Origin of the sequence: Arthrobacter sp. B6 (genome assembly GCF_001663775.1) — a bacterium.
In the GTDB taxonomy this organism is placed as follows: Bacteria; Actinomycetota; Actinomycetes; order Actinomycetales; family Micrococcaceae; genus Arthrobacter.
Genome location: NZ_KV467168.1, coordinates 1,356,132 through 1,379,367, shown reverse-complemented (window position 1 = coordinate 1,379,367; position 23,236 = coordinate 1,356,132). Strand labels below are relative to the sequence as shown.

At 63.0% G+C, this 23,236-nt stretch carries 21 protein-coding genes and 1 pseudogene; 14 read left to right on the top strand and 8 right to left on the bottom strand.

Features of this window, described 5'->3' with window-relative positions; translation table 11 throughout:
* Positions 1 to 125: 125 nt before the first annotated feature.
* The 4 genes from AU175_RS05900 to AU175_RS05885 all read right to left on the bottom strand — a co-directional run bounded on the left by AU175_RS05900 (position 126) and on the right by AU175_RS05885 (position 4,832).
* Positions 126 to 1,409: a glycosyltransferase gene (locus AU175_RS05900; protein ID WP_066286637.1), complete on the bottom strand. Its 1,284-nt coding sequence runs from the start codon at positions 1,407 to 1,409 to the stop codon at positions 126 to 128.
* Between the two features lie 232 nt (positions 1,410 to 1,641).
* Positions 1,642 to 2,328, bottom strand: coding sequence for a DUF2306 domain-containing protein (locus AU175_RS05895; RefSeq protein WP_066286635.1), 687 nt, complete (start codon positions 2,326 to 2,328; stop codon positions 1,642 to 1,644).
* 194 nt (positions 2,329 to 2,522) lie between these two features.
* Entirely contained in the window at positions 2,523 to 4,208 is a 1,686-nt protein-coding gene (locus tag AU175_RS05890; protein ID WP_066286633.1) for a thiamine pyrophosphate-binding protein, read from the bottom strand.
* 120 nt (positions 4,209 to 4,328) lie between these two features.
* Positions 4,329 to 4,832 carry an Lrp/AsnC family transcriptional regulator gene (locus tag AU175_RS05885; protein ID WP_066286628.1) on the bottom strand — a complete coding sequence of 168 codons (504 nt, stop codon included), beginning with the start codon at positions 4,830 to 4,832 and terminating at the stop codon, positions 4,329 to 4,331.
* A gap of 93 nt (positions 4,833 to 4,925) precedes the next feature.
* Between AU175_RS05885 and hisC the strand changes: the two genes are divergently transcribed.
* Together hisC and AU175_RS05875 are read left to right on the top strand one after the other, a co-directional pair.
* A complete protein-coding gene (gene hisC / locus AU175_RS05880; protein ID WP_066286626.1) occupies positions 4,926 to 6,023 on the top strand; it encodes a histidinol-phosphate transaminase in 1,098 nt (365 codons plus the stop codon).
* 53 nt (positions 6,024 to 6,076) lie between these two features.
* Positions 6,077 to 7,489: an amino acid permease gene (locus AU175_RS05875; RefSeq protein ID WP_066286624.1), complete on the top strand. Its 1,413-nt coding sequence runs from the start codon at positions 6,077 to 6,079 to the stop codon at positions 7,487 to 7,489.
* 121 nt (positions 7,490 to 7,610) lie between these two features.
* Here AU175_RS05875 and AU175_RS05870 read toward each other — a convergent pair whose 3' ends face one another.
* Entirely contained in the window at positions 7,611 to 7,886 is a 276-nt protein-coding gene (locus AU175_RS05870) for a hypothetical protein (protein ID WP_066286619.1), read from the bottom strand.
* 291 nt (positions 7,887 to 8,177) lie between these two features.
* Between AU175_RS05870 and AU175_RS21225 the strand changes: the two are divergent.
* Positions 8,178 to 8,491 (top strand): annotated as a pseudogene (locus AU175_RS21225) (integrase core domain-containing protein); the annotation flags it as partial.
* Positions 8,492 to 8,608: 117 nt separating this feature from the next.
* Here the strand turns inward: AU175_RS21225 and AU175_RS05865 are convergent.
* The gene (locus AU175_RS05865) at positions 8,609 to 9,274 is read right to left on the bottom strand and encodes a hypothetical protein (RefSeq protein ID WP_066286617.1); all 666 of its coding nucleotides are present in this window, start codon (positions 9,272 to 9,274) and stop codon (positions 8,609 to 8,611) included.
* Positions 9,275 to 9,620: 346 nt separating this feature from the next.
* Between AU175_RS05865 and AU175_RS05860 the strand changes: the two genes are divergently transcribed.
* Together AU175_RS05860 and AU175_RS05855 are read left to right on the top strand one after the other, a co-directional pair.
* Complete coding sequence (locus AU175_RS05860) at positions 9,621 to 9,950, top strand: DUF4234 domain-containing protein (RefSeq protein ID WP_082979031.1); 330 nt, start codon at positions 9,621 to 9,623, stop codon at positions 9,948 to 9,950.
* Between the two features lie 2 nt (positions 9,951 to 9,952).
* A complete protein-coding gene (locus AU175_RS05855; RefSeq protein WP_066286615.1) occupies positions 9,953 to 10,591 on the top strand; it encodes a hypothetical protein in 639 nt (212 codons plus the stop codon).
* A gap of 123 nt (positions 10,592 to 10,714) precedes the next feature.
* On the opposite strand, the gene AU175_RS21985 is transcribed toward AU175_RS05855, so the two are convergent.
* A complete protein-coding gene (locus tag AU175_RS21985) occupies positions 10,715 to 11,437 on the bottom strand; it encodes a hypothetical protein (protein ID WP_197497051.1) in 723 nt (240 codons plus the stop codon).
* Between the two features lie 104 nt (positions 11,438 to 11,541).
* Positions 11,542 to 12,309 carry a FadR/GntR family transcriptional regulator gene (locus AU175_RS05845; RefSeq protein WP_066286611.1) on the bottom strand — a complete coding sequence of 256 codons (768 nt, stop codon included), beginning with the start codon at positions 12,307 to 12,309 and terminating at the stop codon, positions 11,542 to 11,544.
* 95 nt (positions 12,310 to 12,404) lie between these two features.
* Between AU175_RS05845 and AU175_RS05840 the strand changes: the two genes are divergently transcribed.
* The 9 genes from AU175_RS05840 to AU175_RS05810 all read left to right on the top strand — a co-directional run bounded on the left by AU175_RS05840 (position 12,405) and on the right by AU175_RS05810 (position 23,115).
* A complete protein-coding gene (locus tag AU175_RS05840; RefSeq protein ID WP_082979030.1) occupies positions 12,405 to 13,283 on the top strand; it encodes a carbon-nitrogen hydrolase family protein in 879 nt (292 codons plus the stop codon).
* A 9-nt stretch (positions 13,284 to 13,292) separates the two neighbouring features.
* Positions 13,293 to 14,642, top strand: a complete 1,350-nt coding sequence (locus AU175_RS05835; protein WP_066286609.1) for an APC family permease — start codon at positions 13,293 to 13,295, stop codon at positions 14,640 to 14,642.
* Between the two features lie 49 nt (positions 14,643 to 14,691).
* The gene (locus AU175_RS05830; RefSeq protein WP_082979029.1) at positions 14,692 to 15,471 is read left to right on the top strand and encodes a carbon-nitrogen hydrolase family protein; all 780 of its coding nucleotides are present in this window, start codon (positions 14,692 to 14,694) and stop codon (positions 15,469 to 15,471) included.
* Between the two features lie 336 nt (positions 15,472 to 15,807).
* Complete coding sequence (locus AU175_RS22280; RefSeq protein WP_231938474.1) at positions 15,808 to 16,386, top strand: hypothetical protein; 579 nt, start codon at positions 15,808 to 15,810, stop codon at positions 16,384 to 16,386.
* On the top strand, positions 16,367 to 16,831 hold the full coding sequence (locus tag AU175_RS22275) for a hypothetical protein (RefSeq protein ID WP_231938473.1): 465 nt from the start codon (positions 16,367 to 16,369) through the stop codon (positions 16,829 to 16,831). Before AU175_RS22280 ends, AU175_RS22275 begins: the two co-directional genes overlap by 20 nt.
* The gene (locus tag AU175_RS05820) at positions 16,810 to 17,268 is read left to right on the top strand and encodes an amino acid permease (RefSeq protein ID WP_066286606.1); all 459 of its coding nucleotides are present in this window, start codon (positions 16,810 to 16,812) and stop codon (positions 17,266 to 17,268) included. Before AU175_RS22275 ends, AU175_RS05820 begins: the two co-directional genes overlap by 22 nt.
* 281 nt (positions 17,269 to 17,549) lie before the next feature.
* On the top strand, positions 17,550 to 18,536 hold the full coding sequence (locus AU175_RS21980) for a hypothetical protein (RefSeq protein ID WP_197497050.1): 987 nt from the start codon (positions 17,550 to 17,552) through the stop codon (positions 18,534 to 18,536).
* Positions 18,518 to 19,633 (top strand): hypothetical protein, encoded by a 1,116-nt coding sequence (locus AU175_RS21645; protein ID WP_156642190.1) that lies wholly within the window; start codon positions 18,518 to 18,520, stop codon positions 19,631 to 19,633. The genes AU175_RS21980 and AU175_RS21645 overlap by 19 nt, the downstream gene beginning before the upstream one ends.
* A 362-nt stretch (positions 19,634 to 19,995) precedes the next feature.
* Positions 19,996 to 23,115 carry a DUF3427 domain-containing protein gene (locus AU175_RS05810; protein ID WP_442855306.1) on the top strand — a complete coding sequence of 1,040 codons (3,120 nt, stop codon included), beginning with the start codon at positions 19,996 to 19,998 and terminating at the stop codon, positions 23,113 to 23,115.
* Positions 23,116 to 23,236: the final 121 nt, after the last annotated feature.

The window sequence follows — 23,236 nt, the reverse complement described above, 5'->3', positions numbered from 1 at the left end:
GAGTACGACGGGGGCGGTCACCTGCCCAGTGGTGTCCCTTCTGGCTTCGTTGCCGTTACCGGCTCGTGTGATTACGGCGGGACCGGCCGTGGTCGCCAACAGACAGGTGACCGTCATCGGCTGATCTATTCGTCCGCGGGAGTAACACCGGTGATCTGCTCCAGGGCATGGACCCCGGCGGCGAGCCCGTTTTCGGCGCGGACTGCGGCGCCCAGCTCATTGGCACGGGAGGCGTAAGAGCCGGTATGGACGAGGTCGCCCAGACGTTCGGTCAGGGCTGTGCCGAGTTGCCTGGGCGGGAGCGGGGCGGGTCCGATGCCGAGCGCATGGACCCGCGCACCCCAGAATGGCTGGTCCCCAAGGAACGGTACCACCAGCGTCGGCCGGCCTGCCCGTATGCCGGCCGCCGTCGAGCCCGCACCGCCGTGGTGCACGACTGCCGCGACACGCGGGAAGAGCCATTCGTGGGGTGCGCCCTCCAGGACCAGGACGTCGTCGGTCCCGGCCTCGCCGGGGGCGATGCCGCCCCACCCGGTCGCGACGATCCCGCGTAGACCATGAACCCGCAGTGCGGCCAGAACGGCGTCACGTCGCTCGTTCGCTCCCTTGCCGAAGCCCATGGAGCCGAACCCGACATAGACCGGAGGCTCGCCCGCTGCGAGGAAGTCCACCAGTTGCGCGGGCAGCTCCCGGTCATCGTCGTCGCCGTTGTGATCCAGAAACCAGTAGCCGGTGACGTGGGCCGAAGGCGGGTAGTCCTCGGGGACAGGCACAACGTGCCTGCTGTAGGGGTACAGGATGTGGACCGGACTGCCGTCCGCATTCCTGAGCGGGTCGGCGAGACGGCGGACGGGACCCAGGCCGACCTCGCGCCGGAAGTTGTTGATCATGCCGCCGTAGATGGCCCCACTCATCCTCCGGAACGCGTAGGAGGCGCGGTTTCCCAACGCCCCGAAGGAGGCGCCGCCGAAGAACGGCATGGCATGCGCACGCGTCGGGGTGAAGAATGGCAACGGGAGGGAAAGCACGCCGGGCACCCCCAGCGCCTCGGCGATGTGCGGCCCGGCAAGACACTTGGGGTGGTACACGACGACGTCGGGGCGCGCCGCCTGGGCGGCAGCCCAGCACTCCGCGTTCAGCTCGCGCATCGCGGAGGTCATGATCCCCAGTGTCCGCAATGCATCCCGGGGACCGCTCAGCTCAGGCATGATTTCCTGAACAAGGCGCAGCATGGCGGAGCCGGCGGGCTGGTGCCTGATGGTCCCGGGGCCGTCGCGTGGCACGAGATCTGCGAATCCCGCAGGGACAGCGAGGGTGACGTCGTGCCCCGCGCGGGCAAGTGCACCGGCGAGGGCGGCGTAGGGCTGAATGTCGCCGCGGGTCCCGAACGACATGATCAAGACATGCATGGCAGGCTCCTTTAGACGGATTCCCTTGCCGCCCAGAGGCGGGGCGGCATCGCCGCCGACCAGGCTTCCCGGCACACCATTTTGGATGCTACACCCTCAACTGCGATGAGCCGGATATGTAGGGCCCACGGCCCCGCTGGCACAGGCACCGTATGACCTGGTCCGTGTCCTGAGACACCTTTCGTGCGGCTTCCTGATCACGACCGAGGTGTTCCCCTGGCGAATAGGCCAGTCAGCCGGTCAGGGCGGGAGTGCGGCGCAACCACCACTCGCCGAGGGCGACGTGCATGGTGAACGCCAGCCAGAAAGCGATGCCGAACATCGTGGGGTCCGGGGCACCCGGAGTCGTCCCACGGGAGATTGCTTGCTCGACGCCCTCGAAGATCCCAACCCAGATCCTGATGGTGCCGACCGCGACACCGACGGTGAACGCGCGAATCATCCAGCGCCTGTGCTGCCGTACGTCATCATGCCGGATCGCCCGGAACGCGAGGACGAGGCAGGTCAGGAACCAGCAGCCGAACAGCACGGTCGCGACGGCTTCTGGTGCGCCTCCCCAGGCGTGGGGCACGCCGAAGAGGAAGGCGAACAGCCCGGAGATAAGCGCGCAGGTGAGAAGTATCCGCCCGAGCCGCCGGTGCACGCCGTAGTGGCGGGTACGGAACCGCCGCGACAGTTGCAACGGCGCTCCCAGGAGGTAGACGACACCCGGCGCGATATGAAGGTAGGCCAGCCACGGGTAGGCGACGTACCGCTCGGCGAAGTCGTCATCGCCCGGTGTGGTCCCAGCGACGATGTTCGGCCAGTCGATCGCCACACGGATCGCCGCGAACACCATCACGATGGTGACCAGCACGCCGATCGCCACCGCGGTACGACGCACGAGCCGCGGATTCGCGGTCGGCACCTTCTGCGTCACGAGCGGAGCTTCGCACCATGTAGTGCCGGTGTCAATGGCCCGCGTTGACTCATGGAAGATGCGCGCGTACGAGCTACTAAGGCAGTTAGCTTTCCGACGGAGACCATTTACGACGGCGGCGCCCGGGTCGGGGAGTGACTCCGGCCCTAGACCCGGGCAGCTGCAGCGGCGTGCAGCTGGCTAGGTTAGCCCGCCTACCCAGCCACCGCCGCCTTCGCCTCCTGCTTGGCCTTCATCCACTCGCTCATCCACGGCGCCCGGACGCTTGAGGTGATCCGGCAGTCGGCCACGAAGGTTCCCTTGGCGCCGGCGTCGATCCACTCCTGAAGGCTGGCAAGGTCCGCCAGTGACCGGATGATCGCCGACTTCGCACCGAGCGCGCGGGCGATGCCGCTGAAGTCCACCTCGGGGATCAGCATGGGCTTTTCGGTCAGTCCCTGGGAGCCGTACTGGTGGATTTCGGCTCCGTAGGCGGCATCGTTGTAGATCACGACGACGGCGCTGCTTGCCGTACCGATCAGCGACTCGAGGTCCGGCAGGCCCATCAGGAAACCGCCGTCGCCGGAGGCCAGCACCAGGGTGCGGCCGTCCTCCACCGCGCGGGCCGCCCCGACTGCGCTCGCAAGGCCCAGCCCGATGGTCTGGTAGGCGGTGCCCACCATGACCAGGTCCTGGGGCCGCGGGATGCGCCAGTACATGGGTGCCCAGCCCATGAAGTGCCCTCCGTCCTGGACCACCGTGCGGCGCTCCGGAAGGATGGCATCCAGTGCCGTGGCAAGGGAGCGCGGGTCCAGCCGGCCGTCCGGGGTCTCCGCGGATCCTGCCTGGTGGGCCGGTCCGTCGGCCAGGCGCTTGCGGGCTTCCGCGCGCCAGGCCTCTGCTCTGGGTTCCGTGAGCCGGGCTTCCGGCGAGGCCTGGCCATCCAGGATCCGGAGGAGTCGGCCCGCAGCAGACTTCACGTCCGCGCTGACGAACATGTCCACGCGGGGGTTCGTGGGCTGCAGGGCGGTGTCGATCTGGATGACCGTGCTGTCCGGGCCGAGCAGGTGCCCGAAGCGCATGGTGAAGGGGGTCAGGCTGGCCCCGGCCACCAGGACCACATCGGCCTCACCCATGAGTCCGGCCGCGGTGTCCGTGCCGAAGCCGCCCGCGACGCCGAGGTACCCCTCGCCCTGCAGGAGGTTGAGCGCCAGTGCGGTTCCGGCGGTCAGGGCGCCCAAGCGGTCGGCGAGCTCCCGGAGCTCCGGGCCGGCTCCGGCGAGATGCGCACCGCGGCCGGCGAGGATCAGCGGCCGCTTCGCCCCGGCGAGCAGGCGGGCTGCCTGCCCAAGGCCGCCGTCGACGTCGTCACTCACCGCGGGTGCCGACGGCTCGGGAAGCTCTTCTTCCGCAGCCTCGAGTGCCGCGAGGTCGTAGGGAATGGCAATGACGACGGCGGTCCGCTTGGTGAGTGCGTACTCCACCGCCTGCCGGGTGATGGAGCCCGCGGCTTCGCGGGTGACGGTGAACGTCGCCGCTCCAAGGCCTGCGGCGATTGCCGCCTGGTCCACGTCCCAGGGCCGGGCACCGCTGCTCGGGGCGTCCCCGGTGACCAGCACAGCGGGGATCTGGGCCTGAACCGCCTCGGCGAGGGCGGTGAGTGCGTTGGTGTAGCCGGGGCCGTAGGTGGTGGTGCCTGCTGCGAGACGTCCTGAGGTCCGGTAGTAGGCGTCGGCCGCGGCAATGGCGGCGCCTTCATGGCGGACAGGGGAGAAGCGGAGGCCCAGCTTTTCCGCGGCGTCCAGGAAGTGGACGTTTCCGTTGCCCATGACGCCGAAGACATCGCTGAGGTAGCTGCTGAGAACCTGCGCCACGCGGCCGGAGACGGTAAGTGAAGTCATGCAGGAATCTTCTGGGTTGCTATTTGGATTAGCAATAGAGCGGATTCGTATTGGGATATTTGGCAGTGGAATGGGATACCAACTGACAATATGCCCACCAGTGGCGCGCATCACTCCTAGTTAGTTGGAAGGCCGGGATTCCTGCTCCGACAGCCGGCTGAGGAGGCCGTCGTAGCGGGGCGGCATGAGTTCCAGCACGGAAATGGCCGTGCTGGTCCGCTGGATCCCCTCGATTTCCAGGATCTGGTTGGTGATGCGGTAGAGATCGGCGGTACTGCGTGCCACCACCTTGGCCATGAGGTCCGCGTCCCCGGTGGTGGCGTGCACTTCGATGACCTCGGGAATCGCGGCGAGCCCGTCTTCCACCGCGCCGGTCCGCGTCTGGCTGATGGCCAGCGAAAGGAAGGCCATCAGGTCATAGCCAAGCGCGGCGGGATCCAGCCTCCGGCTGAAGGAGCGGAGGGCGCCGCTGCGCTCGAGCCGTGCCAGCCGGGCGTGGACCGTGTTCCGTGCGACGCCGAGCGTCCGGGAGAGTGCCAGCGCGCTGGCTTCCGGGTCCTTGTCCAGAGCGAGGATGATCCTGCCGTCGAGGGAATCCAGGGTGCGAGAGTTCTGAATGGTCATATTTTCACCACAGTCAGTAGAAGTTGAGCAGAAGTCCCAATGGGTTGAGGGTATCTTGCATTGTGCGCCGGGTCACATCCATGATCGGTCCTCATGACCCGTGATCAACTCCTGACCGCGCCGGACACCGCGCTCCCCACCCTTCGCGGCGCGGTGGCCGGCCTCCCGCCTTACGTCCCGGGCCGGCGCAGCGCCGGCACGGACATCGCAGCCCTCGCCAGCAACGAAAGCCACTACGAACCACTGCCCGCAGCCACCGCTGCGGTGGCCGCAGCGGCCGGTACGATGAACCGCTACCCGGACAGTGCCGCCGTCGAACTCCGGGAACGGATTGCCCGCCACCTGGGCGTCACGGCCGAAGAGGTGGCGGTGGGACCCGGCAGCGTGGGCGTCCTCCAGCAGATCATCACTGGGCTTTGCGATGCCGGGGATGACGTGATTTTCGCGTGGCGCTCGTTCGAGGCCTACCCCATCCTGGTTGAGCTGGCAGGCGCCCGGCCGGTCCGCGTTCCGCTGGACGCCGCCGAGGGCCACGACCTCGTTGCCATGGCAGAGGCCGTCACTGCCCGTACGAAGGTGATCCTGCTTTGCACGCCCAACAATCCGACCGGTGTGCCGATCAGCCATGACCGGATCGAGGCCTTCCTGCAGTCCGTCCGCTCGGACATCCTCGTGGTGATCGACGAGGCCTACGTGGAATACGCCGAAGCGGGCAGCGGCCCCGATTCGCTGGCGCTCTACCGCCGGTACCCGAACGTCTGCATCCTGCGCACCTTCTCGAAGGCCTACGGGCTCGCCGGCCTGCGCGTGGGATACGCCGTGGCGGCGCCGGCCATCGCCGAGGGACTGCGCCGGACCGCCCTTCCCTTCTCCGTGAGCGCGCTCGCCCAGAAGGCTGCCATCGCGTCGCTGGACGCGGGGGAGGAGATGGAAGCGCGGGTGGCTGCGGTCAAACAGGAGCGCGCCCGGATGGCCGCGCAGCTGGAAGCCCAGGGCTGGAAACTGCAGACGAGCCAGGGCAATTTCCTGTGGATCCGTGCCGATGACGAGCTCCGGGCGAGGCTGGTGGACGCGTTTGACCGCGCCGGCATCCTGGTCCGGGCGTACCAGGACGACGGCGTGCGGATCACCGTTGCGGACCCCGCCTCCAACGACCGCGTGCTCCGGCTCCTGGAAGCCCACACGGCCTGAAACTCTTTGACCCTCAAACCCAATCCGTTCCACCTATAACCAGAGGAATCCCCATGGAACAACAGACAAAGACGTCTGGCCGCGCCCTCGGCGCCGCACTCAAACCCCGCCAGCTCACCATGATGGGGCTCGGAAGCGCCATCGGCGCGGGCCTTTTCATCGGCTCCGGCGCCGGCATCCAGGCTGCCGGCCCGGCCGTGCTGATTTCCTACCTCGTGGCCGGCACCCTCATTATCCTGGTGATGTGGGCCCTGGGCGAGATGGCCGCCGCCAACCCGGACAGCGGCGCCTTCTCCGTCTACACCGCCAAGGCCTACGGGCCGGTAGCCGGCGCCACGGTGGGCTGGCTCTGGTGGATCCAGCTCGTGGTGGTCATCGCGGCGGAAGCGCTCGGCGCGGCAGGGCTGCTTGCCACCATCTTCCCCGCGCTGCCGGTGTGGCTCATGGCCTTCATATTCATCGTGGTGCTTACCGCTGTGAACCTCACCAGTGTGAAAAACTTCGGTGAATTCGAGTTCTGGTTCGCCCTGCTCAAGGTGGCGGCGATCGTCGCGTTCCTGGCTGTGGGCGCTGCCCTGCTGTTCGGCTGGGTGCCGGGCGTCCAGTCGCCGGGCCTGTCCAACTTCATGGGCGAGGGCTTTGCGCCGAGCGGTTTCGCCGGCATTGCCACGGCACTCTTTGTGGTGGCGTTCGCGTTCGGCGGCACCGAGATCGTATCCGTAGCTGCAGCTGAGACCGCGGAGCCGGCCCGGAGCGTACAGAAGGCAGTCCGCACGGTGCTGTGGCGCATCCTGGTCTTCTACATCGGTGCGATCTTCATTATCGCGGCCGTGGTTCCCGTAGGTTCTGAGGGGCTGAAGAGCCCCTTCGCCGCGGTATTGGACGCCGCCGGGATGCCCGGTGCTGCCACCGCCATCACCCTGGTAGCCGTCGCGGCACTGCTTTCCGCCCTCAACGCCAACCTCTACGGTGCCTCCCGGATGGCGTACTCCCTCGCCGAGCGAGGTGAAGCACCACGCTTGCTCGCCTCGGTGTCCAAGGCGCGGGTCCCGGTGGTCGCAGTCCTGGCCAGTGTTGCCTTCGGCGTTGTCACGGTGGTGCTGGAGCTGGCTTTCCCCGAGATGGTCCTTGGCGTCCTTCTGAACATCGTCGGCTCCACCTGCCTGCTGGTGTGGACGTCCGCGCTGCTCGCCCAGCTCGCCCTGCGGCTCCGCGCCGACCGGGAGGGAACGGAGCTTCCGCTACGGATGCCCGGGTTCCCCTGGCTCACGTGCTTTGGCCTGCTCATCCTTGCGGCGATCTTCACGGTGGGCTTCATCGGTGAGGATTCCCGGCCCCAGCTCCTGAGCACCTTCGGCCTCGTCGCGGTTTTGGCGGTGGGGTGCTGGCTGAATCACCGGTCGGGGAAGGTTTCGCCGGTTGTCGAGTCTTCCGAGCCCGCCAAGCAGTCGGTGCTCATCGACTGAACCATGAGCGGTGAACCACTCGCGGGTTCAGAACACACGAAGGGGCGCGTCCGGCTTTAGCCGGGCGCGCCCTTGGCAATGTATGCCGGGCATCGAACTGAGGGCCTGGCACCACGGAATGCTAGCGCTGCCCTGCGGCTGTGGTCCCGAACATCAGCGTCCGTCGGGGCACATCGTAAAACACGGTGGCTGCGGCTGAGAGAAGGCCTTGGAGGTTCTCGGCATCCTGCCCGTCCAGGGTAAGGACCTCTTCCGTCGCCCCCTGATCAAGAACCAGCTGAAGGGTCCAGGTTCCCGGCTTTCCGGTGTCACCGGCCACCCAGGAGAACTGGTAGTGGCTGACCTGCCGGACCTTGATGCTGTCATCGGTCATAGCCTGTTTAGGTGCCGGGCTCATAATGTCCTCCTAGACACGTCGGGCCGGTTGCTCCGGACGTGCAACCGGATATTAAGCAAATATAGGCGCGGGAGCGGCCCCGATCCAGAGCCCTAGGCGGATCAAGGTCAGCTCCTCCGGGCGGGTCAACGCCGACGGCGGCGACCGTGCTCTGAGCTGGGCTCGGTACCGGCAGTGGCCGCTCCAGGTAATGCATTTTCAGAAGTGGTGCCAAAAGCGGCATCATGGCTCATGTGGCGGGCGACAGGATCGAAAAGCAAGTTTGAAACTCGCCTGAGAGCGTCTCCTGTCTACGGCGTGAAAATCCAGCGCGTCCTGACCGGCAACGGCGCCTGCTACCGTTCCCGCCCTTTCGCGGAAGTCCTCGCCGAAGCCGGCATCAGCCACAAACGCACCAGACCCTATCGTCCACAAACCAACGGCAAGAGCATCGAACGCTTCAACCGCATCCTCCTGGAGGAATGGGCCTACGTCAGCGCCACAGCTGAGAAAGTGAAGGCCAGGCCTGTTACTAGGGCTTCATCGAGCACTACAATCAGCGCAGGCCCCACACCGCACTCAAAGGCGCCTCACCTGCCAGCCGCGTCACCAACGTGGCGGGTTAGTACAACTAGGGCTCGCACGTGCTCGTAACGGGGCCTGCGAGAGCTCTTCTTGGGAGGCTTAGAAACACGCACGGAATACGCGGGGCGAAGTACCAGAACCTGCCTCGGCCGATTGGTTTATCGGGCGGAGAGTACTTCTTGGATCCGGATTAGGTAAGTCCTCGAATGGCTTTCCCACCAGTCGTTTGGGTCTGCCGCGAAGGTGGCATTCCCGGGGAGTTCCAGAACAGCTCCGATGGTGAGGGTGCAGCCGTTGGGCGTCGGTTCAAGCCGATAGGTGAAACGCTGGTTAATCTCGTTCTGAGCAATTGGCCTTGTGGTTGCCCACCAGGGGCTTTCTTCGCCAATGACTTCGACAATGGAGACAGATCCGTCCCGATTGATGAAGCACTGCTGTTCCCCGACGCCTGATGGCGTACCCGGAACCGTAAATGCACGCTGTGCATCCGAGAGCAACACTGCGCTCTCAGCTGGCCGAATGAGCGACCAGACAGCGTAAGGGTCATGTTCGTAGGAGGCAGAGGCATGCAGGCTGTGGATTTTTGCGGGGGCGTTAGCCGCGACGACTCTTGTTTCTCTCGCGAAGCCGACCGTCGGCTTATCTCTCCTGTTTATTGCGACCGAAACTACGAGGAGGAGAAGGTACATCGCGGTGGCAATCGCGAAGATCGCGAGTCCTACTTCTTCACGGCCATAGTGACTGATTACGGCTGCGAGCACAATTGTGGATAGGTAGCCAGCAATGAATAGGACATTGTGAAGGACTCTGAAAATGGTGACCACTCAGTCATTATGGATGGAGTTCCGGCAAATAGGCGTAACATGAAAAAATTTTGGGCAGAAACACACCGGCACAACCATCCACTTAACGGCGGCCGGGGCAAGCGGGGCCGCCGTTAAGTCGTCGGTCGCGGCGAGGATGGGCGGCCGTCGGCGCAACCTGATGGTTGCGTAGGAAAAGGTCTCTGCGACTCTTGAATATGACGTTCCCCGCAGGATCACATCAAGATTGGCGCAGGTTCGCCGGGGCTATGGCGACCAGCGGATACATTCATTCGGGGGAAATCTACGACGCTGTGTTGCGCCAAAGGAATACTCCGAAGTTCCAGTAAACGTACCTAGGAGAATTATGAAATATCGCAGCATCGCAGCGCCGCTACTTTTGCCTCTCGTCACTTTCGGCATCTACTCCCTGGTTTGGAGTGTCAAGACGAAGAACGAAATGAATAATTACGGCACGGGGATACCCACCGCTTGGTTGCTGATCGTGCCTATTGCCAACATCGTTTGGCTATGGAAATACTCCGTGGGAGTCGAGGTCTTCACGCGTCGAGGCATGGGACGCCATGCGGCTTTTTGGCTGATGCTCCTTCTCGGGACCATCGGCTCAGCGATTGTTCAGCACGAGTTCAACCGCAAAGTTGCACCAGCCTCGGTGAATGTCTCTGTTTCTGCCTGATCATGGATGCTCTCGTTGACGCGTTCGTGCGCGATGCTAGGAAGATCCCAAAGGACCGGTACGAGGTGTACCAAAATGGTTGGGAAGGGCAATTGGGGATGGCGTTGCTGGATGCCGTTTACTCCAAGCAAACGCTATATAGGACGAAGCGAGGCAAGGGCCTACTCCCGCGGTTGCTGGCCTTCCATAACAAACATGAGCCGGCACGTTCGGACCTGCGCGAGTTGCTCAAACTGCCGGAAACTGAACTGAAAGACGTTCTGGGCAAGGGGGTGACCAACGGAAGAACTAAGGCGTCAGCCGTACTGGAAGCGGCAACAAAGCTTGTCGCTTGTTCGGTGTATACGCACGAACAGTACGATCACTCAAACTCTTCCCACCGACGCGCTTACCTTGACGTTCACGGATTAGGCCCTGTCACCCATAACTACTTTGGCATGTTGCTCGGCTATCCCGATACGAAGCCGGATACGTGGATTATCCGCGCGGTTCAGCGGGTTGCAGATGCTGAGAACCTAGGAACTGTAGTCAACTCAAAGCTGGCGAGGACTGTAGTCACTGAGGCGCATGTCATTACAAAACTAGGAAAGACCGTCACCCATATGGACCACGCCATTTGGCTGACTGAACGCGACAGATGACCGTTAGGTCAAGAGTGAGCAGCCGTAGTAACCCGCGGGATACGAAAGCGGCAGCCCGGTTTCAACTTCGGATCCGGGCTGTCGACGCGGTCGTTCCTATCTCAAAATAGGTGAAGGTGGCTATCAGCGGTTCCAGAGCTGATGCCTGTATTCGTTGATCAGTCGAGCCTCCAGCTGAAGGGCCTCGGCTCTGGTCTCGACCGTCTGCCAGCGAACTTCCAGTCCTGCGTGGTCAATTGCTGAACGCGCAGCCGCCTTCGCCCTCATGGGATTGCCTGCAAGAGCGTCGTCCAGACGTGCCTGAAGCCACTTCGGATCTTCCAATGCCCTGTCAAAAGCATGTTCTCCCAAGCCGGAGCCGGCTCCCTTGCCGCTTGCATAGATTGCCAGCCGGCCACGGAGCCCATTGCCTTTCCTTTCCCCTGCCATGCCTATGTAAACAGGGCCACGGTGAGGTTCCGCTGCAATCCGGAACATGTAAACACCCGGGAAGCGGGGAGCCACCTTAAGGGCTTCACTGAAGGGAATCCATTCGGACCACGTGCCATGAGACGGGTTGGGAACTGCATCGGCGAAGGCAGACTGGGGACTAGGCTTTTCGACTGCAAGCAGACGGGGTGACGTCAGGCGGTCGCGTGCAAGTGCCGAGCGGTTGGGAATACGCCGTCCACGTTGAATTGCGAGTTGCTCGACGTAGCTTGCCTTGAGGAACCAATTGCCTCCATGTTGGGGAGGAATCTGTCGGGCACCTTCAGGGCGTTCGTCACGCAGCCTTTGCCGTAGCGTCTTTGCGCTCATCCCGAGAAGGGCGGCAGCTTCTTCAGCTCTGACTGAATAGTCGTCCACGTGGACATCCTGCCCTACCGCGTGAGCTCTGCAATACAAGGCGCGGCGTAGCGTAGCGAATTAGCAATCCGACGCCGAGGTGTTTGGGGCCATAACCTACTCATTCAGCCATGTGCACCGGCTTCAGCTCTGCCGTCCGCAAGCCCCATAAACATCGTCCGGTGCAGGATGTCCACGTGCTTGCGGGCGATCTCCACGGCTTCGGACCCGTTGCCCGCGCGCAGGGCCGCCACCAGCGCCACGTGGTCGCAGTTCGACTTGTGCAGCAGCTCGATGGGGTAGGGGATGAAGTAGGCATAGAGGTCGGCCAGCGCCTCGTGGTAAACCTCGACGGCGGTGCCCAGGCCTGAGGCGGTGCCCACCAGCTGGTGGAACTGCTCGTCCCCCCGGTGGTAGTCGGACCAGTCGGAGGACTCGGCCATGTCCCGGGTCAGCCGCTCCAGCTCATCCAGCTGTTCGGCAGTGGCGTTGATCGCCGCATAATGGGTCACTGCGCACTCGAACAGAAGCCGCCGGTCCACCAGGCGGTTCACGGCCTGGGACTCCGCCGGTGACGCCGAGAGTTCCGCCAAAACATCCGTAGGTGGCGAATCCGCCACGAACGTTCCTCCGGCGCGGCCGCGGCGGCGGACCACAACGCCCTGTTCCGCCAGGCTCGCCAGCGCGCGGCGGGCGGTGATCGGGCTGACCGACAGGCCCAGGGCCACGTCCTCCTGGTCGGGCAGTCGCTCGCCGGGTTTTAGCAGGCCCAGGGAGATGGCCATGCCGATCCGCAGACGGACGGCGTCGATGGCACTGCGGCGGTCAATGCCGGCCAGCCTGCCGGCGCCGATGGGCGACGGCTCGGCGGTGTCCTCCAACTGACGGGTCATATCCGCTACTTTACGGCCCAAACCTGCCTCTTCCCATAATTGGATCATTCTGATCTAATATAAGACAGATCACATCCCCAACGCGGAGATATCCCATGCAACGGACCCTTCCCCTCATCGCTGCCCAGGCCCGGCCCCGGCTCATCGGCGAACCCGTCTCGGCCTTCGCGGACGAGGTCAAAGAAGCCCTCCAGGCCCAGCCGCACACCAAACTGGTCGTCTTCCCCGAGCTGCACCTCTTCGGAGATGAGAACCCGGACCTGCAGCGCATCGAAATGCTCCAAGAAAGTGCCGAACCCCTAGACGGCCCAAGAGTCAAAGGGCTCATACAGCTCGCGAAAGACCTCAACATCTGGCTTGTCCCGGGCAGCGTGTGCGAGCGCGGCCCGGAGGGCCAGCTGTTCAACACCCAGCTGATCCTGTCCCCGGAGGGGGAGCTTGCCGGCTACTACCGGAAGATCTTCCCCTGGCGCCCGTTCGAGCCCTACGATCCCGGCGACAAGTTCACTATCGTGGACCTGCCCGGCATCGGCAGGGTGGGACTGAACATCTGCTACGACGCCTGGTACCCGGAGGTGTCCCGCCAGCTCGCCTGGATGGGCGCCGAGGTAATCATCAACGTCGTCAAAACCACCACGCCGGACCGCAAACAGGAACTGATCCTCGCCAAGGCCAACGCCATCGTCAACCAGGTCTTTGTGGTCAGCGTCAACTGTGCCGGCCCCACCGGCAAAGGCCAAAGCATCATCGTGGACCCGGAGGGCAACACCCTCGCCGAGGCCCCCGACGACGCCTCGCAGCTGCTCACAGCGGAACTGGACCTTGCCGCCATCGACCGCGTCCGCACGCACGGCACGGAGAACCTCAACCGCCCCTGGTCGCAGTTCCGCGAGGGGGAGGCCGCCGTCGAACTTTCCGTCTACCAAGGCCGGATTAATCCGGCCACCTGGACACCGCCGTCCTACAAGCCTTAAGGAAACACCGTGACAACAACCCTCACCCGCACGCTGAAACTGCCCTCGCTGGTCCTGTTCGGCCTGGCATACCTCACTCCGCTGATCGTCCTGGGGATCTTCGGCATCATCGCCGAATCCACCGGCGGCGCAGCGCCCGCCGCCTACCTCGTGGCGCTCGCGGCCATGCTGTTCACCGCGCACAGCTACGGCCGGATGGCCGTGGCCTACCCCGTGGCCGGCTCCGCCTACACCTACGTCCGCAAGTCCATCGATTCCCGGGTCGGGTTCATGGTGGGCTGGGCCATCCTGCTGGACTACCTCTTCCTGCCCATGGTCATCTGGCTCATCGGCGGGTCCTACCTGACCGCGCAGTTCCCGGGCATCCCCATCGGGCTCTGGATCGTGGGCTTCATCCTCATCACCACGCTCCTGAACATCCTGGGCATCAAGGTGGCGGACAAGGCCAACTACGTGCTGATGGCCTTCCAGTTGCTGGTCATCGTGTTCTTCGTGGCGCTGTCCATCGGCAACGTGGTGTCCGCCTCCGGCGCCGGCGGACTGGCGAGCACGCAGCCGTTCTTCAACGACACCGCCAGCTTCGCCACCATCTCCGCCGGTGCCGCCATTGCCGCGTACTCGTTCCTGGGGTTCGACGCCGTCACCACCCTCACCGAGGAGACCATTGAACCGCGCAAGAACATGCCCCGCGCCATCATGCTCATCGCCCTGATCGGCGGCGGCATCTTCGTGGCCGTGTCCTACGTGACCCAGCTGGTCCACCCCGGCGGCGTGTTCGAGGACTCGGCCTCCGCGGCCAGCTCCATCGCCCTGCAGATCGGCGGACAGCTGTTCGGCGCGGTGTTCCTTGCCGGGCTGGTGGTGGCGCAGTTCGCCTCCGGCCTGGCCGCGCAGGCCAGCGCGTCCCGCCTGCTGTACGCGATGGGCCGCGACTCGGTCCTGCCCAAGGCGGTCTTCGGCCGGCTCAGCGAGAAGTTCCACACGCCGGTGGCGAACCTGGTCATCACGGGCATCGTGGGCCTGATCGCGATCTTCCTGGACGTGGCCACCTCGACGTCGTTCATCAACTTCGGTGCCTTCACCGCCTTCACGCTGGTGAACGCCTCGGTAGTCTTCCACTACGTACGCCAGCGCCGGGCCGGGCACCAGCTCAACCCGGTGTCCTACGTGGTGGTCCCGGTGATCGGCGCCCTCATCTGCGCCTACCTGCTCTCCCGGCTGGACAGCAACGCCATTACGCTGGGAGTGTCCTGGCTGGTGCTGGGCGTGATTGTCCTGGCCCTGATCACCCGCGGTTTCAAGGCGGCGCCGCCGGAGATGACGGCCACCGAAAAGGCGACGGTGGAGGCCGCCGCCTGAGCCTTCTGGTTTAACTAGGCCGATGCGTAATGTAAGGGAAGGAGCAGCCGTGAGGATAGCGCTCGGGCAGCTGGAGTCGGGCACCGACATCCACGCCAACCTCGCCGCGATCGACCGGTTCGCCGCGGAGGCGGCGCGCGCCGGCGCCGGGCTGGTCGCCTTCCCGGAGTACGCCACCTACGAGAAGAAGACGGTGGACGCGACGTTCCCTGCGATGGCCGAGCCGCTGGACGGTCCAGTCTGCCGGGAGCTCGCCGAGACCGCCCGCCGCCGCGGCATCGCCCTGGTGGCGGGCGTGGTGGAGGCCTCGGAGGAGCCGGGCAAGGCCTACAACACGCTGGTGGCTTACGGGCCCGACGGCGGCCGGCTGGCTTCCTACCGGAAGATCCACCTTTTCGACGCGCAGGGCTACGGGGAATCTCAGTTCATCAAGCCCGGACCGTCCACCGACCCCGCGGTGTTCGAGCACGGGGGAGTGCGGTTCGGGCTGATGACCTGCTACGACCTTCGGTTCCCGGAGCTGGCCAGGTCACTGGCCGACGCCGGCGCGCAGGTCCTGCTGGTCTGCTCATCCTGGGTGCCGGGCGAGCACAAGACGGAACAGTGGCTGGCGCTGAACACGGCTCGGGCCATTGAGAACAGCGTGTACGTGGCCGGGGTGTGCCAGGCGCCGCCGGTGTCGGTGGGGCGGAGCGTGCTGGTGGATCCGATGGGGGTTGTTGAGGCTGACCTTGGGCTGACGCCCGGTGTTCGGTCGGTGGAGGTTTCACTGGAGACCGTGGACCGGGTGCGGGAGTCGTTCCCGATGTTCCGGCAGCGGAGGTTGTAGCACCCCTGTATCCTGACAATTTGGTTCAAGGGCTCCAGCCGCCATCGATCAAGAAGCTCCGTTCGCTGCCGGATGACGGTCTGGAATCTTGGGCCGTAGCCTTGGACGTCGTGGAATCGCCGCCGCAACCGTCAGTCTCCGATCCGCCCGCGGACTCTTGGAATGGATCCTTATCAGTACCGACATGCCAGCTCCCGTGGGAATTCCGACGCCGGACCCCAAGGCCTCGCGCACAGCTGCGGTGATTGAGCGTGCCCTCGTTTCCTGGGCCGAGGCCGGTGTCAGCATGACCGCGCGGTGGCGTTCGGCGGCAGACCGGCGCCGACGCGCGTCGAAGTGGTCTCCGACTCTCTCACGGCCAATGAGGCGTACCGGATGGCGTCGCAGGGGATCGCGATGCTCTGGCACGGTGACTTCCACAACGGGCGGCAGATCCTCAACGCCCTGGACCGGCGGATAGGCGCCGGAAAGAAAGAGACCGCAGGAACTCCGGCCGAAAGGTTCTATCGGCATCGCCAGTCCTGCTCGCATCGAGCACGCATTCTCGGGCTGCTGCTGATTCCCCTTGATCCGGGCCCGGTGGTGCCGTTGCGCCGCGCACCGGATATCCGGGAGGCCGCTGCTGAAGCGTACGGTGATGTCGGCGAATCTTCCATCGTGTCCCTGCATGAGCTTGTCGGGGCAATTGGCGCCCACGAGTGGCGACGCAATGGCGTCTACGTCGATGCCCTGCAAGGCCGCATCCACCCGCACTATGGCACGTTCTTCCCCACCCGCAGTGAGTATGTGGATCTCGTGGCCGCCGCTGCGCTGCCCTCTGACACGCTGGCGTTCGACGTTGGAACCGGTACCGGGGTGCTCGCCCGCCGTCCTCGCGCGCCGTGGCGTCCGCCGCGTGGAGGCGACGGACAATGAACCGCGTGCGATCGCCTGCGCCGCTGAGAATTTCCGGAACCTCGGGGTCCAGGACCGAGCTGTGGCCGTCCTGGCCGACATGTTCCCGCCCGGGCGGGCACCGCTCGTCGTGTGCAACCCGCCCTGGATTCCGGCCACGCCGCATTCCACCCTGGACAGCGCCGTCTACGACCCCGGGAGCAGGATGCTGTTCCGCTTCCTGAATGAACTCCCCGACCATCTAGAACAAGACGGTGAGGGGTGGCTTGTCCTCTCCGACCTGCCCGAGCACCTTGGCCTGCGGACGCGTGACGATCTGCTGGGCGCCATCGGGGCCGCCGGGCTGAAGGTGGCGGAACGGCTGGACACCAGGCCTACGCATCCGAAGGCATCGGACCGCGACGATCCTCTGTTCGAGGCGCGTTCGGCCGAGGTCACGTCGCTGTGGCGGCTTGTTCGCCGATAGTCGTCCTGCAGATCGGCGGGCAGGTGTTCGGCGCCGTGTTCCTGGCCGGCCTGGTGGTGGCGCAGTTCGCCTCCGGCCTCGCCGCGCAGGCCAGCGCCTCCCGCCTGCTGTACGCGATGAGCCGCGACTCCGTGCTTCCCAAGGCTGTCTTCGGCCGGCTCAGCGAGAAGTTCCACACCCCGGTGGGCGAACCTGGTCATCACCGGCACTGTGGGCCTGATTGCCATCTTCCTGGACGTGGCCACGTCGACGTCGTTCATCAACTTTGTGCCTTCACCGCCTTCACTTTGGTGAACGCTTCGGTGGTGTTCCACTTTGTGCGTCAGCGCCGGGCCGGGCAGCAGCTGAACCCGGTGTCCTACGTGGTGGTCCCGGTAATCGGCGCCTACCTGCTCTCCCGGCTGGACAGCAACGCCGAGCCCACTCATCTTCTGTAGATTCGAGAGGAACTGGCGGAGCAACTAAGATTTTGAGTTTGAACCGCTTAGGACAAAGTTTGGGTCTCGTGCCTGGGTTGACCAACTGCAAAAGTTTTTACTGATGGGGAACAACTATGGATTGGCTTTACGACGATAGAAGTCAGTGCTGGTCGGTTTTAACGACTTTGCCTGTCGCGGACTATATCTCGCTGGTTGATGATGCTCACGCGGCTCAGGGAGCCTTGAAGGGGCAACGGGGAGTCCTGACTACCACGACGGCCAAGAGAATACGCTCCAGAATGGTCGAAGATCTGAAAAAGGGCGCTGTTCTGCCACCTATAGTGATCGGCGCCGTGTTGGAGAAAAACCTATTTGACGCGCTGCCCAAGTTGGAAGCGGTAGGTATTAACGAATTTCTGCCGACTGCCCATGGATCGCTTTCGATTATTGATGGAATGCAGCGAACTGCAGCTTTGAAAGAAGCGCTTTCTGACCATGTCGAAGTCGGAACAAGAGGAGTGCGCGTTGAGTTCTGGCTAACAAACAGCGTTCGCGCAATGATTTACCGGATGCTCGTGCTCAACACGTCTCAGGTTCCTTGGACAATTAGCCGACAACTCTCTGTAGTTTTTGCACCGTTGCTTGATGAGATCAAGCGGAACGTAGAAGACCTTGATAAAGTCACTTCTCCTGACAATCCTGGGCGTCGCGTGGCCCCCGCTCAATACTCGAGTGACGACTTGGTTGAACTCTATATTGCATTTTCGCTCCGAAAGACAGCCGTTGACACCAAAGAAGCCATTTCTGATGAATTCTCGCGGCTTGACTTTGTAGATAACCTCGCAGATGAGTCATTTCAGGACCACTTCTACACGGCCCTGTCGATGCTTGCTCGCTTGGACGTCGCCTTCGGTAAATACCTCGGGGAAGATGGGTCTCCCTCCGGAAGATTCATCTTTGACAGACAGCCGGCTCGGATTGGTCTCATTGTCGCACTCGGAAGTTCCGTATTGGGCCGGCCTGGTGCCGACCGTTCGAGAACGCAGCGGATGGCGCGTATGGAAGAACTAGAAGCAGCACAGCAGCGTTTGGTCTTCAGGTTGCATGGCATGAGTAACGAGCAGTTAGAGGACTTTCTTCGTTTAGACGTTCTTAGGGAAGTGCTCGACAAAAAGGTCGGCCAGGTCGGTAGATACGAGCGGTCAGTTTTCTCGGAAGCGTTCAAGGTCTTGGTTGAAGAGGAATTTGACCTTGAAAATATGGAGCAATGCTGGCGGGCAAGCTAGTGAGTAGAAGCATGAGGGATGCAAATGCATCCTTGTTCACGATCTTGGCGACGTATTGTGAGAAGCGAAACGATCCTATTAGCGATACATCCTTTCCGCGATGGGTTCAGAGTAACAAGACTGAGAAAGAATGGCTCAAGTACATTTCGGTCCTATCCTTCCTCGGCTTCGGCCGGCACCGCTATCTTACGTGGCTGGAACTCGGCGAGGACGGCCCTCACTACATAGGATTAGTCGGTTTCGAGTATGATCCGGATTATCCGGAGCTCCCGTTGATAGAGGTAAACTCGGGGCTTACTGTCTCCTTGATCTCCGAACTCGGAATCCAACCAAATGTCCCAACGGGGGTCGTGCGCAACGTTGTTGAAGTTGGAGCAATGGGCGACCCGGGTTATGAAGGCCATGACCACTCCCAGGTGGCTTCGCTATTCCCAACGGTGAAGGCATTGAGAAGTGAAAGCCCACTGGATAACACAACTGTTTGGCCGACGTTCTTGCGTTTGAGTGTGGACGAATGCAGGCTAGGTAGTTCATGGATCGATGATGAACTTGCTGCCTCGCTCTCGACCCTCGCCGATCTGAACGTGCCTTCTCTTCCCTACGCTGAATTGTGTCGATCTGTGTTCGATCTTGATCCTAGAAGTCTATTTATGTCTTTGTATCGATGCATTGAAGCCACTTATGCTTACGACACCAGTTCAAAATTGGGAACAGCGCTAGCCCTGGAACTTCCTTGGCATGAGATTGCAGCAGTTTTGGAAAGCAAAATTGGGTGGCATCCGCAGGAGGCTAGCAGCCTCAACGTCGCTCTAAAGCAAGCTAACCGTGCGGATCTTGCAAAGATCTGTCGTTGGCTCGAGTCTGGGCCTAAGGCGGATCCGGACGATTCTAAAGAAATTACTCGCTTGAGTGAATTGGAAGCGATGGATGAACTGGACGTCTTAGCTGGACGGGCGATCTATAAACTCCGAAACCAAATTGTTCACTACCGGCCCTCGGAAGAATCGCTGGATATAACCGCAATCAACTGGAATCCCTTATGCAATGCTCTCGTTTCAGTCGCCTTAGATGTTTTTAGTCATGCTTATAGTGGCTAGCCGGATAGCCCTTGGCAACTGCGGGTTGCGTCTTGATATCGCAGTGAATGAATGCGGGCCTTGATCTTCGTTTGACCTAGTTTTGCCTTAAACCAGAATTAGATGCACTCGTCCTTGCCCTGCTGCCGCGGAAACTGCTCTTCGCGAATGCGTTGCGAATGCCAACGCGGCGCTTGCGGCGGTGGGCCCCTTGCGGGCGACTGCGATGACGGTCGGTATCTGGGAGCTTCCCGCGATTGGAGATGCAGGGCGTAGGTCTGTCGCTGACTCCTAACATAAGTTACATCTACATCAGATGTTGTTGGAATCACTAGTAGCCTGGGGCAGTGACCGACTTTATTGGGGGAGAGGGAGCCAATCAGCTGCCCGAGGGTTTATACGAGCTTCTCAACACCGATGACCTCGTTTCAGATGTTGAACGGCTTTCGGATCTCCAACCAGTCTTCGAGATTGTTGATGAGGAGGACACACCCGATGTCCTCTGCCGCCACGTCGCGGGTGCTGTCCGCCGAGCCCTGGCCGCAGCCAAACCGGTCGACCGCGTGGCCCTGGCCAACCGCCTCCTTCGGGAACTGGACGTCACGGAACGCATCGCAGAGGGACCCTGCCAGCTCCAGTCACTCCACCGGCCGGAAACCCTAAAGCGCCGGCGGCTCCGTCGCCCCACCATAAAGCTGAGCGATTCCGCGCTCCTCACCAACAGTAAGGACGATCCCAATCTCGCCGCCGAGATCCGGGCCGAGATGGAGTCCGCCAACACCGTCGACCTGCTCTGCGCCTTCGTCCGTTGGACCGGCCTCCGTCTTCTCCAGCCGGCGCTCGAGGGGCTCAAGGAGCGCGGCGCCAGGATCCGCGTCATCACCACTACCTACATGGGCGCCACCGAACGCCGCGCCCTTGACGAGCTCGTCGACAGGTACGGGGCCGAAGTCAAGATCAGCTATGAAACCCAGGCCACAAGGCTGCACGCCAAAGCCTGGCTGTTCCGCCGCAACACCGGTTTCGACACGGCTTACGTGGGCAGCTCCAATCTGAGTCAAGCTGCGCTCCTGGATGGGCTGGAATGGAACGTGCGGCTCAGTTCTGTCGCCACCGCGGCACTTCTGCAGAAGTTCGAGATCACCTTCGACAGCTACTGGGAGCAGCGAGCCTTCCAAAGCTACGACCCCGAACGCGACGGCGAAAAGCTGGACGCTGCGCTGGAACGCAACGGCGGCCGCCGTACTGCGGCCCCGGATGCCGCTACCGGTCTCGACGTTCAGCCGTTCCTCCATCAGGAGGAGATGTTGGAGGACCTGGAAGCGGAGCGACTCAAAGGCTTCAACCACAATCTCCTAGTGGCGGCCACCGGCACCGGGAAAACAGTCATCGCCGCACTGGATTACAAAAGGCTTTCCAAAGCTGCCGGCCGCGATCTGAAGCTGCTGTTCGTGGCCCACCGCCAGGAAATCCTCAAACAGGCGATGCGCACCTACCGCGACGTCACGCAGGACGGCGCCTTCGGTGAACTCTACGTGGGGGAGCACAGGCCGCAAGAGTGGAAGCACATCTTCGCCTCGGTCCAATCACTGTCCTCGCTCGGTATCGAGCAGCTGGAACCGGACTTCTTCGACGTCGTGGTCATCGATGAGTTCCACCACGCCATGGCGCCCACTTACCGGCGCCTGCTGGACCACCTGCAGCCGCAGCAGCTCCTCGGGCTCACGGCTACACCGGAACGCGGCGACGGAGTCGATGTAGCCAAGCAATTCTTCGACGGCCGCACCGCCAGCGAGCTAAGGCTGTGGGACGCGCTGGATGCAGACCTGCTTGTGCCCTTTCACTACTTCGGCGTTTCGGACGACGTTGACTTGAGCCAATTGGAATGGAAACGCGGTAACTACGACACCACACAGCTGAGCGCCCTCTACACCGGAAACGATGCCCGCGCCGCAAAGGTAATCCGCGAGCTCAGGGACAAGGTCGCCAGCACAGCTCAGATGCGGGCCATCGGCTTCTGCGTCTCGGTCCAGCATGCCCAATACATGGCTCAGGTGTTCAACCGTGCCGGCATTGCCTCGGTTGCCGTCGACGGCAGCACTGACGATGTCGACCGCGAGGAGGCCCTGCGACGCCTGGGTGAGCGGGAGATCAACTGCATATTCGCCGTCGACCTCTTCAATGAAGGACTGGACCTGCCGCAGGTGGACACCATCCTGCTGCTCCGGCCCACGCAGAGTGCCACGGTCTTCCTCCAGCAGCTGGGACGCGGTCTGCGCCGTGCCGAGGGCAAAGCGGTACTGACGGTCCTGGACTTCATTGGCCAGCAGCGCCGGGAGTTCCGCTTTGATCTGCGCTACCGGGCACTGACCGGCTACGGGCGCAAGGAGCTGGAGAAGGCTGCCGAGGACGAGTTCCCGTATCTGCCGTCCGGCTCGCAGATCGTGTTGGACCGCGTCGCTCAGAAGGTGGTGCTGGACAACATTAAGGCTCAGCTCCGGTTCAACCGGGCGCAGCTGGTCCGGGATATTGCCTCGTACGCCGAGACCGAGCTCGAGGCCTATCTGGAGCGGTCGGGGAACGACGTGAAGACGATCTACCGGTCCACCCGGGACTCGTGGACCGGTTACCTCCGGCAGGCAGGGTTGATTGACGGGTTCTCGCCCCTGGAGACTGTGCTCCGCGGGAAAATTGAGGAGCTGTCGGACGCGGAGGAGAAGAAGCTGCTGGGCCGTATGGCCGCGCTCATTCATGTGGACGATCCGGAACGCGCTGCAGCCTATTCGATGCTGGTTGCTCCCGACGCACCCCGTTACGCTGAGCTGGGCATGCGCGAGCAAGCTTTTGCACGCATGCTTTTTTACACGCTGTGGGATGACGGCGGCGGATTCAGAACGTACGACGACGGTCTGGACCACCTGCGCGGCTACCAGTTTGTGTGCCGCGAGATCCGCCAGGTCGTGAAGCTGGGGTTGGCGGCATCAAAGCATGCGGCTAAGAGCCTCGGTACGGGGCTGCAGCATGTCCCGCTGCTCTCGCACGCTACCTACCGGCGCGAGGAGGTTCTCGCGGCGCTTCAGTACGGCTCGCTCGAGCAGGGCAAGAACGTGCAGCACCGAGAGGGCGTTGCATGGTGTCCTGCGACTTCGACGGACGCCTTCTTTGTCACCTTGAACAAGGATGACAAGAAGCACTCGGCAACCACGATGTATAAGGACTACGCCATCAGCCCGGAACTGTTTAACTGGGAGTCGCAGAACGCGACCTCGCCATCCAGCCCGACGGGACGGCGCTACCTTGACCGAGCCTCCCACGGCTCGCGAGTTCTGATCTTCACAAGGGACACGGCGGATGACGAGACCGGGCTGACAGTTCCCTACACGTGCCTGGGGCAGGTGGACTATGTTCAGCATTCAGGCCAGAAGCCCATTGCCATAACCTGGAAGCTGCACCGGCCTATGCCAGCTGATGTCTACGCGGACGCCGCGGCGGTTGCCCATTAGGTGGAGCGTGACATGTTTCCCCACGAAGAGAATGAGATGGGCAGCTCAAGGCGATCAGGAATTACTCACGCTTCAATGAATCTCGGAACGCTGCGTTTCGTGTCACCTTCCCACCCTTGTC